General features: G+C 39.0%; 11 protein-coding genes. 6 read left to right on the top strand and 5 right to left on the bottom strand.

Going from position 1 to position 14,092, the window contains the following annotated elements:
• Positions 1-295 precede the first annotated feature (295 nt).
• Positions 296-550 (top strand): hypothetical protein, encoded by a 255-nt coding sequence (locus tag CLV62_RS21485; protein ID WP_146212711.1) that lies wholly within the window; start codon positions 296-298, stop codon positions 548-550.
• A 98-nt stretch (positions 551-648) separates the two neighbouring features.
• Positions 649-3,150, top strand: a complete 2,502-nt coding sequence (locus tag CLV62_RS06930; RefSeq protein WP_110310059.1) for a glutaminase family protein — start codon at positions 649-651, stop codon at positions 3,148-3,150.
• Positions 3,151-3,255: 105 nt separating this feature from the next.
• On the opposite strand, the gene CLV62_RS06935 is transcribed toward CLV62_RS06930, so the two are convergent.
• From CLV62_RS06935 to CLV62_RS06945, 5 genes are all read right to left on the bottom strand, one after another.
• Complete coding sequence (locus tag CLV62_RS06935) at positions 3,256-4,455, bottom strand: BamA/TamA family outer membrane protein (RefSeq protein ID WP_110310060.1); 1,200 nt, start codon at positions 4,453-4,455, stop codon at positions 3,256-3,258.
• Positions 4,456-4,527: 72 nt separating this feature from the next.
• Complete coding sequence (locus CLV62_RS22230) at positions 4,528-4,794, bottom strand: hypothetical protein (protein WP_317048077.1); 267 nt, start codon at positions 4,792-4,794, stop codon at positions 4,528-4,530.
• Positions 4,689-5,951 (bottom strand): nucleoside recognition domain-containing protein, encoded by a 1,263-nt coding sequence (locus CLV62_RS22235; protein ID WP_317048075.1) that lies wholly within the window; start codon positions 5,949-5,951, stop codon positions 4,689-4,691. The genes CLV62_RS22230 and CLV62_RS22235 overlap by 106 nt, the downstream gene beginning before the upstream one ends.
• The gene (locus CLV62_RS22240) at positions 5,951-6,703 is read right to left on the bottom strand and encodes a FeoB small GTPase domain-containing protein (RefSeq protein ID WP_317048076.1); all 753 of its coding nucleotides are present in this window, start codon (positions 6,701-6,703) and stop codon (positions 5,951-5,953) included. The genes CLV62_RS22235 and CLV62_RS22240 overlap by 1 nt, the downstream gene beginning before the upstream one ends.
• A complete protein-coding gene (locus tag CLV62_RS06945; RefSeq protein ID WP_110310061.1) occupies positions 6,687-6,965 on the bottom strand; it encodes a FeoA family protein in 279 nt (92 codons plus the stop codon). Before CLV62_RS06945 ends, CLV62_RS22240 begins: the two co-directional genes overlap by 17 nt.
• A 182-nt stretch (positions 6,966-7,147) precedes the next feature.
• Here CLV62_RS06945 and CLV62_RS06950 point away from each other — a divergent pair, with 182 nt between their 5' ends.
• From CLV62_RS06950 to CLV62_RS06965, 4 genes are all read left to right on the top strand, one after another.
• Complete coding sequence (locus tag CLV62_RS06950; RefSeq protein ID WP_110310062.1) at positions 7,148-7,801, top strand: metal-dependent transcriptional regulator; 654 nt, start codon at positions 7,148-7,150, stop codon at positions 7,799-7,801.
• 355 nt (positions 7,802-8,156) lie between these two features.
• The gene (locus tag CLV62_RS06955; RefSeq protein ID WP_110310063.1) at positions 8,157-11,045 is read left to right on the top strand and encodes an exo-beta-1,4-galactosidase; all 2,889 of its coding nucleotides are present in this window, start codon (positions 8,157-8,159) and stop codon (positions 11,043-11,045) included.
• A gap of 62 nt (positions 11,046-11,107) precedes the next feature.
• Positions 11,108-13,186: a beta-galactosidase gene (locus CLV62_RS06960; protein ID WP_110310064.1), complete on the top strand. Its 2,079-nt coding sequence runs from the start codon at positions 11,108-11,110 to the stop codon at positions 13,184-13,186.
• A 77-nt stretch (positions 13,187-13,263) separates the two neighbouring features.
• Entirely contained in the window at positions 13,264-14,016 is a 753-nt protein-coding gene (locus CLV62_RS06965) for a rhamnogalacturonan acetylesterase (protein WP_110310065.1), read from the top strand.
• Positions 14,017-14,092: the final 76 nt, after the last annotated feature.

Below are 14,092 nucleotides of genomic sequence, written 5' to 3' on the forward strand. Positions count from 1 at the left end.
TTGATTCTCGAAAATGACACTTTTTAGTTGTTGATCGGTTACTTTTGTTACTTAATTTGTTACCTTTTTGTAACTAATGCGAAGCAGTAGTCGGATTATAATAAACGCTCTTTTAAGTTATTAATTACCTACGCGCAATCAGAGATTGCTTGTGTTCCTTTTGCCCAAAGCCGCAAAAGGAACCAAAAAGTCTTTTGCCGACCACTTACGGTGGTGATCCGTTAACAACTTGCCGTCGGAATAAAATAAGTCGTCCTGTCGGACTCTTTGTATTTTATTCTTATCGACTGCTTCGTTGAACGGATGCCTCACCTCCGAAGTAAATGTCGGCTTTGCTTGCGCCCGTCAGGCTCTCCGACCTTGGCGGTTGCACGGGGTACCCGATGTGAGAGGAAAGCGTAAAAAACAAAAAGAAATCAAAGTCGAAAGTAATTTTTTGTTTTCGCTTTCAAACACTTATCGGGTCGGGCAAGGAGACACAGTCTTGATCTTTTGTTTCGTTTTGCATCAAGGCAAAATGAAAGACAAACCCGATAGGGTGCGTCAGTAAAAAAAAGAACGTTTATTACAGACAATTCAACTACTGATTGGTATAACTAATGAATATTTAAATAATAAAAAGGTCTGTGACCTTAAAATATAATTTATATGAAAAAAAATCTTTTACTAGCCTTTTTGGTAACTGCAACTATGTTGGGTTGTTCGCAAAGCAACAGTCCTGCTTTTAATGTTATAAAGAATGATATACGCCCACCGGCTTATCCTCTTATAACTATCGATCCGTATACAAGCGGATGGTCGTTCACCGACAATCTTTATGATAGTTCCGTAAAACACTGGACAGGCAAAGACTTTCCGTTGATTGGAGCCATAAAGGTCGATAATGAAGTGTATCGCTTTATGGGAACCGAAGATTTAGAATTGAACGCAATCGCTAAAACTTCGGAATATGGTAATTGGACAGGTAAGTATACCACCGATAAGCCCGTTGATACGTGGATGAAAAATGATTTTGACGATTCGAAATGGAAAGAAGGTCCTGCCGCATTTGGCACACAGGAAAATGAGGTTACTGCCAAAACTCACTGGGGTAGTGAATACATCTGGACAAGACGGGTTGTGAATATTGAAGAAGATCTGAAAGGTAAAAACGTTTATCTTGAATATTCACACGACGATGATGCTATCATTTACGTGAATGGTATCGAAGTTGTAAATACGGGAAATGCCGCTAAGAAAAATGTATTGATCAAGCTGCCCGAAAATGTAGTAAATTCTCTGGCAAAAGGCACAAATGTAATAGCCGGATACTGTTATAACAGAGTGGGTAACGGGTTATTGGATTATGGTTTGTTTGTAGAAAAAGAAAATACAACTTTCTTTAATAAAACAGCTATTCAGAAATCGGTTGACGTACAAGCCACCCAAACTCACTATGTATTTAGTTGTGGCAATGTAGATTTGAAACTGACATTTACAGCACCTTTGTTTATGGATGATTTGAAGCTAATGTCTCGTCCGATCAATTACATTTCGTATGAAATTGTATCGGCAGATAATAAATCGCATGATGTACAATTATATCTCGAAGCATCTTCAAATTGGGCATTGGATAGGGCTTATCAGGAGTCGGAAAGTGAAGGTTTCGATAATGGAGATCTGTCATTCTTAAAAACGGGAAGTTCTACACAGAAGATTCTGGCTAAGCAGGGTGATGATGTTCGTATCGATTGGGGATATTTCTACTTGGCTACTGAAAAAGACAAAGGTACTACATCGAGCATTGGTGACGGAAAAGAGCTTAGAGCTAATTTTACCAATAACGGACAAAAAGGATCTGTCGAAAAGAGAATCGGAACGAATGAAAAACTGGCTTTCACCCGTTCTTTGGGTTCAGTAAATAAAGCATCGGGTAAATTCCTTATCGGATACGATGATTTGTATTCCGTTCAATATTTCGGTGAAAACTTAAGAGCTTATTGGAATGCAGACGGAAAGAAAAATATTCTGGATGAGTTTCATAAAGCCAAAGAAGAGTACAGCCAACTGTTGGCTAAGTGCTATAAATTTGACGAAAGCCTGATGACTGATGCAATGGCAGCAGGAGGTAAGAAGTATGCAGAACTATGTGCGATAGCTTATCGTCAGGCAATAAGTGCACATAAATTAGTTCAGGCTCCTAACGGTGATTTGTTATTTTTGTCGAAAGAAAACTTTAGTAATGGTTCTATAGGTACTGTGGATATAACATATCCTTCGTCGCCTTTATTCTTATACTATAATGTGGAATTGGCGAAAGGATTATTAAATCATATCTTCTATTACAGTGAAAGCGGAAAGTGGGCAAAACCATTTGCTGCCCACGACATAGGTACTTACCCGTTGGGTAACGGACAAACTTATGGCGGTGATATGCCGATAGAAGAATCGGGTAATATGATTATTGTGACAGGAGCGATAGCTACTGTAGAGGGTAATGCCGATTATGCGAAAAAACACTGGGATGTATTGACCGTCTGGACTGATTATCTGGTAGAAAACGGACTTGATCCCGAAAACCAATTGTGTACGGATGATTTTGCAGGACACTTTGCTCATAATACCAATCTTTCGATTAAAGCTATAGTAGCTATTGCTTCTTACGGCAGATTAGCTGATATGTTGGGTAAAAAAGATGTTGCCGAAAAGTATTCCAACATTGCAAAAGGAATGGCTGCCGAATGGGTTAAAATGGCTGATGACGGAGATCATTACCGTTTGACATTCGACCAATCGGGAACGTGGAGCCAAAAATACAATATGGTTTGGGATAAATTATTGAAACTGGGTATATTCCCACCTGAAGTAGCTAAAAAAGAATTAGCATATTATTTGACTAAACAAAATAAGTATGGTTTACCTCTTGATAACCGTGAACCTTATACAAAAACCGATTGGATTATATGGACTGCCACATTGGCTGATGATCAAGCTACTTTTGAGAAGTTTATTGCTCCTGTACATTTGTTTATGAACGAAACAACGGACCGTATACCGATGTCCGACTGGGTATTTACAGACAGACCCAATCAACGAGGCTTTCAAGCCCGATCGGTAGTGGGAGGATACTTTATCAAAATGTTGGAAACGAAATTGAATCAGAAAAAATAAATCCGGTTAAAGATTTAGTGTGGTAAGTTTTTGATATTTAGTTTGTTGCCCCTCGGATGCTAAGCGTTGTCCGAGGGGCAATTAATTTTGAGGATGGTAATCTTTTCAGAATACCTCATTTAGTGATATGAATAATCCTTGTGAGCCATTGGTTGCCCATCCGTAATCGAGATTGACATTAGAACGGCTCTTCTTGTTAATCATGACACGTAACCCCAAACCGTAAGCAAGGTTTACATTCTGGAAAAGATCTACATTCTCGGTACGGCTGCTTGCTGTGGTTGTGTTGGCAAAAATAACACCACCCAAAAGGTCGCTGTTTGCTTGTAAGGGAAAACGATATTCAACTTCGGTATATATTAAATCTTCGCCTCTGAAACGTCCCGAAGTATAAGCTCTTCCCGACCTGCTGAACATATCCCAACCAATAGCAGGCAGGTTCATATACGGTAAATTGCCGCTTGTAACAAACCATCCGTATGTCCATATACCGATGAGGTGACGGGGACGTTCTTTTGAGAGATTAAAGTAATCGCGGTATTCCAGCCAAAGTGTACTTGAGTTCTGTGTACTGCCAATCAATTTAGGATTCACCCTCCAACTGGCAAAGGCATAACGTCCCGAATAGGGATTGGCAACGTTATCTCTGCTGTCGTACATCAGATTGAGTGATACACCTGATACTGTATTGCCTTTTGCACTGAAATTTTTGAGTTTATTATATCGGTAGTGTTGAGTTACTTGTTGAGGTATTGTATCCAGATTAAGTAAATTATCGTCTATGTTGTATATTACATCCAGATGGTATCCTAAGCCATAAAAGAAACGGGTATCTTCATGTTTTCTCAGTGTGGTTATGTAAGCTCTTATGAGGTCATATTCCATCATCTGATGTTTTCTCAGATAATGTCTTTCCGAATAGCCATAATCGTTATTTACCAAAGGATGTATTGAGCCGCTTCCTGTACCTAATCCGTAGGTAGGCTGCGAAGTTATCTGATACCTGAGGTCTGCCATGATATTCCATTTATCACCTTCTAAAAAAGTATTTCCTCTGGCACTGAATAAAAATTGCTGATTAGTAGTATAGACCAGTGATGCAACAACAGACGACATACTGGTGTTTTGCAGATCGCCCATGTGCCATGTAAATCCGGGAGAGACACCGAATGCGAAACCTACGGTTGGGTTGGTCGCAAGAACGGGAAATGGAATGATATTTACTTTTTTTTCTTGAGCCTTTATCGAAAATACACCCAAGATAAATACTATTGTCAGTTGAATCGTTATAAACGCTTTTTTCATTAGGTTCATTAGATAAGATACTATCTAATGAACCGTATTATGGAGAAATAGTTCATTATTGTAAAAACTATTTTAGGAGAATAGTCGCCAGATTTGAGCTACCATAAAGCAAACAAAAATACCTAGTAGAAGAGGCAATAGCGAAGCAACAGCAGTCCATTTAATGCTGCGTGTTTCTTTGTAGATAGTGTATATGGTGGTACTGCACGGATTGTGCAGCAAGCTGAATAGCATTAAATTGATACCGGTGAGTAATGTCCACCCTCCGGCATGCAGAATATTAGCCACCTCATTTTCCGAACCATCGAAAAGTACACCTGCACCATTGCCAACTCCCATGCTGCTGAACGTAAGCGTGGTAAGCATAGTATAGTGGGTATAACAATTTCATTGGCAGGAATAGCCAGGATGTATGCCAATAGGATAACACCATTTAAACCGAGGATGATTCCAAAAGGAGACAACCCCTCTATCAACCAAAGGGCAATGCTTTGATCTTCAATGTTAATATTGCTGATTAGCCAGATGATTGCTCCTGCGGGTGCGGCAAATACAATAGCTCGCCCCAGAACTATCAATGTTCTGTCGATTAGGGATGTGTATATTGTTTGCCATATTCTTGGCGGACGATATGGCGGTAATTCTAAGATAAAGAACGAAGCTTCACCTTTTAGCATCGTCTTGGATAAGAACCAAGAGACCAGAAATGTAAAACCAATACCTAATACGGCAATGGCTATAACTGATCCCGTAGATACCAATTGAGATAAACCGGTGGGAACAACTGCTCCGATAAAGATGGTAGCTATTAGAATTTGAGTAGGCCATCGTCCGTTACACAGCGAAAAGTTATTGGTGATAATGGCAATGAGTCTTTCTCTGGGGCTGTCTATGATGCGTGTTGCAACTACTCCTGCTGCGTTACAGCCAAAGCCCATGCTCATGGTTAAGGCTTGCTTACCATGTGCCCCTGCTTTGCGAAATATATTGTCTAAGTTGAAAGCTATACGTGGTAAATATCCAAAATCTTCCATTAATGTAAATAACGGAAAGAATATTGCCATTGGTGGAAGCATTACAGCTACAACCCAAGCAGTAGAAAGATAAACCCCGTCAATAAGTAATCCACTAATCCATGAGGGAATACTTAAACTCTCTGCTCCACTTTTTAACAATGGGTAAATTGTTTCCAAAAACAGAGACGATAATAGTTGAGACGGATAATTTGCACCTATTATAGTCAGCCAAAGTACCACGCCTAATAATAGCAACATAATAGGAAAACCCCATATTTTGCTGGTAACAATATTATCGATAGCTCTATCAACCCTAAATGTACGGTGTTGATCGTCAGATTTAACCGAGTTCTTTACAATTTTAGAAGCATCGGCATAAAAACTCTCGGTTAGATTATCATGGTAGTTATCTCCCACATCTTTCCGTAAATCTTCTGCTAGTTTGAGTAACTTATCTAGTTTGTTTCTATCCTCTGTCATCAATGCAACCTCCCTTCTTTAAGAGCCTTTATTATACTCTCGTCACCTTCCAGTAAACGCATGGCAATCCATCGGCTATTTGCTAATTGAGGGTATAACTTTAGCAATTCATCATTTAATTTTTCAATTGCTTTATTGGTTGTTCTCGGTATATCTTGGAAGTGATACGGTTTTGTAACTATTTCGCCTATTGCTAAATCGTGTACCGCATGCAATAATTCAGTAATACCTTCATTCGATCTTGCGCTTGTCATTACAACGGGTATCCCCAAATCTCGCGCAAGAGTTCTGTCGTCTATTTCGATGTTGTGTCTTTTTGCTTCATCCATTAGGTTGACGCATAAAACAACTTTGTTGGTAATTTCCAGAATCTGTAATGCCAGATTCAAGTTTCGTTCCAATCTGCTGGCATCTACCACGACAATAGTAACGTCAGGTTTTCCGAAAAGAATAAAGTCGCGAGCAACCTCTTCATCCTCTGAGGTAGATAATAGAGAATAAGTTCCCGGAAGATCGACCAATTTAAACTTCTTATCTAAAAAGGAAAAACTCCCTTGAGCTGTGGTGACTGTTTTTCCCGGCCAATTTCCTGTATGCTGTCTAAGCCCCGTAAGGGTATTAAAGACAGTACTCTTTCCTGTATTAGGGTTTCCGGCAAGAGCTATCGTATAGTCAAAAGAAGCGGTTTGCTCTCCCATCTTTTTCAGATCGGAGGCAGTATTATATTTGCATGTACTACAAGCGTTTGTCATTGTCAGAAAGTTTCTTTATTAATATAAGTTCTGCTTGTTCGTTTCGTAAAGCAATCAAAGTATTGCGTAAACTATAAGCAACGGGATTACTTAATGGACTTATGTTCTGAACCGTAATTCGGGTGCCTCTCACAAATCCCAAATCGAGCAAGCGTCTTCTTATTTCGCCTTTGCAATTATCGGAAATACCGAGTATCTCTGCCTCTTCCCCGTAGGTGAGTTCCGATAATTTGGTTTCTATTTGCAGAGCTTCATTTTCCATCGTTTCTGTTTTTGAGGTCGCAGACCTTTTATTACTTTTAGTAACTATGAAACAAAAAAATATTCTTCTTGTTCTCTTATATTGTAATTAGAATTGTAAAATTATAAAGTTAGATTAATAAAACAAATTTATTTGATCCTTATTTTTATTATTCTTTTGTTTTTATATATATTTGTAGTACAATGTCTCCAACCGAAGAAAATTATCTCAAAAATCTGTTTTATCTGGAAAATAAACTGGGTGAAGCTACTGTTAATGAATTAAGCAAGTCATTAGACATAAAGATGTCTACCGTAAACAGCATGATGAAAAAGTTTGCGGAAAAAGGCTTGGTTCATTATGAAAGCTATAAGCCTTTAAAACTGACAGAAAAGGGCAGACAAGAGGCAGCTCTAATTCTTCGTAAACACCGTCTTACTGAAATGTTCCTGTATGAAAAGATGGGTTTGGGTTGGGAAGAAGTTCATTCAATAGCTGAACAGATAGAGCATATCAATTCAGTTGTATTCTTTGATCGAATGGACGAATTATTAAATCATCCGCATATAGACCCTCACGGTTCTCCTATTCCTGATAAAAAAGGAAATATTCCCCAAATAGATTATCATAGATTGAGCGATTGTAAGATTGGCGAAGTAGTTACTTTTTCGGCAGTAATCGATTCATCCGAAGATTTTCTGAATTATTTAAGTAAACGTAGTCTAATACTGGGCACTCAGTTAAATATTAATTCTGTGGAAAATTTTGATGGAAGTATGACTATCAGCTATCAAGATACCAAAGCAGATGTGTTGAGTAAGTTTGTCTGCGACAGGCTACTTGTTGTAAAAGTATAAAACACCCTCTAAATAAAATAAAAGAGTCCGAAATCACTTCGGACTCTTTTGCTATCATGATAAAAGTGCATTCCCTTTTTATCGGGAAAAGATGTGATTAATTATTTTCCTTCTTAAATAAAACTATCGAAACAAAAATAAGATGTTTAATCTGTCGGTGAAATGTAAAATAATTCAAATAGATGTAATATCATCTTTTAGATTGTATTATGATATACTAATGTGTCTAAACCTTTATTTAAAATGTCAAAATGTATAGGCTTTTGAATGAATTTACATAGTAAGCTCAACGTGTGATTGATATATTTGTATTGTAGTTTTTACCTGAATCTGTAAAATTAAACGATACAATATTATGAGGCACTCGGCTAGTCCCCTTTTTAGAATTTGTTTTACGAGTTTATTCTTTTTGCTAAGCTTATCACTCCTTTCACAGGAGAAGAAAATCGATCTGCAAGGAACTTGGCGATTCGATATAGATGCGCAAGATAATGGTCTCAAAGAACGTTGGTATTCCCGAATGTTGAAAGACGAAATAGTATTGCCCGGCTCTATGACCGAAAATCGAAAAGGAGACGAAGTTACACTTCATACCGATTGGACTGCAAGTATCTATGACAGTTCGTTTTTCTACAATCCAAGATTAGAAAAATTCAGAAAGCAGGATAATTTAAAACTGCCTTTCTGGCTGACTCCTCTCAAGTATTATGTTGGTGCGGCATGGTATCAGCGAGATGTGGTTATTCCAAGTTCGTGGAACGGTGAACGTATTACATTGTTTTTGGAACGTCCGCATACTGAAACTATGCTTTGGATTAATGACAAGGAAGTCGGTATGCAAAACTCATTATCTGTACCACATGTTTTTGATGTAACACCTTATCTTAAAACAGGAAAGAACACTATCAGTTTGCGGATTGATAACCGAACCAAGGAAATAAATGTAGGAAAAGACTCTCATAGTATTACTGATCAAACACAAGGAAACTGGAATGGGGTAGTGGGGCGCTTGGAATTACAAGCAACACCACAAACATATATCGATAATATTCAGATCTTCCCTGATCTGAAAGCTAAAAAGGCGGTTGTTACTATTTCTGTTGAAGGAAATACTTCAGGTGAAATTTTACTTGAAGCTGAAAGTTTTAACGGAGATAAACACCATATTGTAGTACCTGTCAAGCAAAGTTTCAGACCTGAGGGTAAGACTACCTCTCTATCCATTGATTTACCGATGGGTAACGATCTGCAATTGTGGGACGAATTTCATCCTAATCTATACAAACTGACTGCTACTTTACAAACAAAGTCGGGTAAAGATGTACGGCAAGTACAATTCGGAATGCGTGAGTTTACCATTCAAGATAAATATTTCTATATCAACGGTCGTAAAACCATGTTGAGAGGAACAGTCGAAAACTGTGTTTTTCCATTAACAGGTTATGCCCCTATGGATGTCGCATCGTGGGAAAGGGTGTTTCGTATCTGTCGCCAATATGGACTGAATCATATGCGGTTCCATTCATTTTGTCCTCCCGAAGCGGCTATGATTGCTGCCGATTTAGTAGGTTTTTATTTGCAACCCGAAGGACCCACATGGCCTAATCACGGCTCGTCTTTGGGAGACGGTCGCCCCGTTGATGATTACCTGTGGGAAGAAGCCAAACGCATTGTTAAACAATATGGTAACTATCCGTCTTTTGCTATGTTCGCTATTGGTAACGAACCTCGTGGACGTTGGGTAGCATGGGTAAGTAAATTTGTGGACTACTGGAAAGAAACCGATTCGCGACGCGTTTATACAGGTGCCTCTGTAGGTAATGGTTGGGCATGGCAGCCTCGCAATCAGTTTCATGTAAAAGCAGGAGCTAGAGGTTTAACATGGTCAGACGAACGACCCGAATCTAACTCTGATTATAAAGCTCGTATCGATACCGTTAGACAGCCCTATGTGTCACACGAAACAGGTCAATGGTGTGTATTCCCTGATTTTACCGAGATCGACAGATATACAGGTGTGATGCGTGCCCGTAATTTCGAATTGTTCCGTCAGGATTTGAAAGACCGTAATATGGGAGATTTATCGGCCGCATTTCTCAGAGCATCGGGAAAACTACAAGCTTTAGCATATAAATATGAAATAGAAAAAACATTGCGTACCCCTAATTATGCAGGGTTTCAATTACTCAGTCTGAATGATTACTCGGGACAAGGAACTGCTCTGGTGGGGGTTCTCAATGCTTTCTGGGAAGATAAAGGATACATCAATGGTCGAGAATTCCGTGAGTTTTGTGCCCCTACCGTTTTACTTTCCCGAATGGATAAGTTTGTATACGAGAATAACGAAACTATGCAGGCTCATATCGAGGTTTCCCATTTCGGTGAAAAAGCATTAAAACAAACCTCTGTTGATTGGAATATCAAAGATAATTACGGAAAAGTTATTCAAAAAGGACAGTTATCAGCCAAAGATATAGCAATCGGAAACTGTCAAGCTTTAGGCACTGTTTCTTTTCCCTTAAATGCTATTGATAAGGCTACTAAATTAAATCTTGAAGTTAGTATTCCATGTTCAGATATTACTAATAATTGGGATTTCTGGGTATATCCTGCTACTTTACCCGAAGTGAATACTTCGGACGTTTATGTAACTTCGGCAATAGATGGCAAAGCAAAGGATATATTGAGCAATGGTGGAAAAGTATTGCTCTTACTCGCCGGAAAAGTGGAACAGGGCAAAGATGTAATACAATATATGACACCTGCTTTTTGGAATACCTCGTGGTTTAAAATGCGTCCGCCGCATACTGTTGGAACATTGATACGTGATAATCATCCTATATTTAAGAACTTCCCGACTGATTTTTATACAGGTCTGCAATGGTGGGAGCTGATAAATAAAGCTCAGGCAATGGAAATGAATAGTTTTCCTGCCGATTTTCAACCTATCGTACAACCTATTGATACTTGGTTTATCAACCGTAAACTGGGTATGCTATTCGAAGCAAATGTAGGTAAAGGCAAAATAATTGTTTGCAGTGCCGATATTCAAACGGATTTGGATAAACGTGCCGTTGCCCGTCAACTATATTATGCGATAATTAAATACATGACTTCTGGATTTTTCTATCCTGAGTCAGATGTGAAATTATCAGTTATAGAGGACTTGACAAAATTGGAAGGGGAACGTATCAATACACATACACAAGATGCTCCGGATGAGTTGAAAAATATAATACAATAGAACGTAGGGGCGAATAATTATTCGCCTCTGTAAAAATATACCATGACCTTAAAATAAAGAACATGAGAAAAAGACTTCTTGCAGGACTACTATTAACAGCCGTAGCCTTGGGACTTAATGCCCAGAAAGCCGATCGGTTTTTCAATCCGAAAGATTTGACAATTGTCGGTACATATTATTATCCTGAGCATTGGGACGAAAGCCAATGGGAGAGGGACTTAAAACAAATAAAGGCTCTCGGATTCGATTTTGTACATTATGCAGAATTTGCATGGGCGCAACTTGAGCCACAAGAGGGTGTTTATGATTTTGCTTGGTTAGATAGAGCGGTTGATTTAGCCGATAAAAATGGATTGAAAGTAATCATGTGTACTTCAACGGCTACACCGCCTGTATGGTTGGTTCGAAAATATCCCGATGTATTGATTACACGTGAAGATGGTACGAAAATGGATCATGGAGCACGTCAGCACCCATCGCCGTCGAATACATTTTACCGTGAATATTCGTTGAAAATGATCGATAAGCTGGCTCAACATTACGGCAACGATAAGCGTATTATGGGTTGGCAGTTGGATAACGAACCCCGTCCCGTTGCTGATTATGGAGAGGACGCTCATAAAAGATTCCGCGCGTGGCTGAAAAACAGATATTCTACTATCGCTGCTTTGAATAAGGCTTGGGGAACTAACTTCTGGAGTCAGGTATATTCTGATTTTTCGGAGATAAATATTCCTCAGACTTCTCAAATGTTTATGAATACGCATCAGATTTTAGACTATAATAGATTCACAACAGAGGAAATGGCTACATTTTTGGATGATCAGACAAAAACAATCCGAAAATACAGTATTCCTACTCAATGGGTGACAACGAATTATATCCCTTTATATGAAGACGGTCATTTACGCAAAAGTAATGAGTTGGATTTTCATTCTTATACCCGTTATATGGTATTTGGAGAAAACTACGGAATCGGTCGCAAAGGCTATCGTTTAGGGCCTGTGGAGCGTATTGCCAAAGCCAATGATTTTTTCCGCCCGATTGATGGGGTTTATGGTATAATGGAACTTCAACCGGGGCAGGTCAACTGGGGTAAAATAAATTCACAGCCACTTCCGGGAGCTGTTCGTTTGTGGCTATGGCATGTGTTTGCAGGAGGTAGTAAGTTTGCTTGCACCTACCGGTATCGCCAACCCATTTATGGCACAGAGTTGTATCATTACGGTATTGTGGGTTCTGATGGCGTAACACCAACTCCGAGTGGGCTGGAATATTCTGTGTTTATCAAAGAAATAGCAAGCCTTCGGAAAGAATACAGGGCGGATGCTAAGAATCCCGAAGCTTACGAAAAAAGAAGAACAGCAATACTCTATAATCATGAGAATACATGGGAGATGGAACGCAACAAACAAACAACGGAATGGGATACCGAAAAACATATAGATAAGTATTACGATGCTTTGAAAAACTTTGGTGCACCTGTCGATTTTATTGACGAAAGAGCCGATTTGTCTAAATACAATGTGATTGTTGCCCCTGCTTACGAAATGATTGATCCCGAATTAGTACAACGATGGAAAACGTATGCGGAGCAAGGTGGAAACCTTATTCTTACCGCCCGATCGGGACATAAAACTCGCAACGGACAACTTTTTGAAGCTAAGTTTGGAGAACTTATATATCCGTTGATTGGCGGTCAGATAGAATTCTATGATCTTTTACAACCCACTACGCCCGATAATGTAATCTTTGGCGGAAAACCGTATAGCTGGACGAGTTGGGGAGAAATCTTAAAACCTGATGCCGGAACCGAAACATGGGCTACTTATCAGGGCGATTTTTACGAGGGTAGTTCTTCTATCATACACCATCGTTTGGGAAAAGGTACAGTAACCTATGTTGGTGTAGATTCTCAGAAAGGAGAATTGGAAAAGGATGTATTGAAAAAACTATATTTACAATTGAATATTCCGATTCTTGATTTGCCTGCGGGGTTGCATATCGAATATCGCGATGGTTTTGGTATAGCCGTTAACTATGCAGATAAAACATTGAGTTTGCCTCTTGCCGGGAATGTACAATATATTATAGGAGGAAAAGAAATACCAACGGCTGGCGTATCTGTTTGGAAAGAATAAAGATCTCAGACCTTTTTGTGAACCTAGCTCACTCGTAGGGCATAGACAGATAGGGCTGTATCTACAAAAATATAAATATGAAAAATAAATTAGCCTTAGTTGCTCTTTTCATTTTGCTATGCAGTTTCACATCCTCAGAACCTAAAATAAGAATTTTTATTGCAGGAGATTCTACGGCTCAAAGCTATAAAGAGGAAAAAGACGGACTGATAAAAGGATGGGGGCAGATGCTCGAAAAATACTTGACAGATGATGTGCAGGTAATCAATCATGCGATGGGAGGAAGAAGCACAAAGACTTTTATCAGCGAAGGGCGTTGGGATCGACTACTGTCGGAAGTAAAAGCTGGGGATTATGTATTTATCCAATTCGGGCATAATGACGCCTCGACTCGTCCCGAAAGACATGCTTCATATGAAGATTACGAAAATAACCTGTTGAAATTTATTCATGATGTGAGGGTTAAAGATGCCTATCCCGTATTATTAACCTCGGTTGTTATGCGCACTTTTAAAGATGGTAATTTGGTCGATGACCGTCTGAAAGGTTACCCCGCTATTACGCGAAAAGTGGCTGGAGAGCAAGCCGTTCCCCTGATTGATATCAACTTAAAGACTCGTGATTTTATAACTATGCTAGGCGATTCTGCTTCTACTCCTTATTATCGTTGGGTAGAAGCAGGTGTAGATCATGCGAAACCCGATGGGCTGAAAGATGATACCCACATGATGGAGAAAGGTGCGATGCAGGTAGCTTCTTTTGTAGCTGACGGAATCAGAGATATAAATTTATATGGATTGAGTAAATATCTTAAAGCGGATAAAAAGTAAGATTATCTTATTCTTTATAGGGTAAGCTAATAGCTTTATAGTATTTCATTACTTTTTTTATCTTTGAATAATCTAT

It is taken from the genome of Indolivaga alginatilytica (assembly GCF_003201355.1).
Lineage (GTDB): Bacteria > Bacteroidota > Bacteroidia > Bacteroidales > Dysgonomonadaceae > Dysgonomonas_A > Dysgonomonas_A alginatilytica.

Excerpts from the sequence above, each read along its gene's own strand:
- CLV62_RS22230 (WP_317048077.1), bottom strand. The coding sequence starts at position 4,794 with ATGGGAGTTGGCAATGGTGCAGGTGTACTTTTCGATGGTTCGGAAAAT.
- CLV62_RS22240 (WP_317048076.1), bottom strand. The coding sequence starts at position 6,703 with ATGACAAACGCTTGTAGTACATGCAAATATAATACTGCCTCCGATCTG.
- CLV62_RS06960 (WP_110310064.1), top strand. The coding sequence starts at position 11,108 with ATGAGAAAAAGACTTCTTGCAGGACTACTATTAACAGCCGTAGCCTTG.
- CLV62_RS06950 (WP_110310062.1), top strand. The coding sequence starts at position 7,148 with ATGTCTCCAACCGAAGAAAATTATCTCAAAAATCTGTTTTATCTGGAA.
- CLV62_RS22235 (WP_317048075.1), bottom strand. The coding sequence starts at position 5,951 with ATGACAGAGGATAGAAACAAACTAGATAAGTTACTCAAACTAGCAGAA.
- CLV62_RS06945 (WP_110310061.1), bottom strand. The coding sequence starts at position 6,965 with ATGGAAAATGAAGCTCTGCAAATAGAAACCAAATTATCGGAACTCACC.
- CLV62_RS06935 (WP_110310060.1), bottom strand. The coding sequence starts at position 4,455 with ATGAAAAAAGCGTTTATAACGATTCAACTGACAATAGTATTTATCTTG.
- CLV62_RS06930 (WP_110310059.1), top strand. The coding sequence starts at position 649 with ATGAAAAAAAATCTTTTACTAGCCTTTTTGGTAACTGCAACTATGTTG.
- CLV62_RS06955 (WP_110310063.1), top strand. The coding sequence starts at position 8,157 with ATGAGGCACTCGGCTAGTCCCCTTTTTAGAATTTGTTTTACGAGTTTA.
- CLV62_RS06965 (WP_110310065.1), top strand. The coding sequence starts at position 13,264 with ATGAAAAATAAATTAGCCTTAGTTGCTCTTTTCATTTTGCTATGCAGT.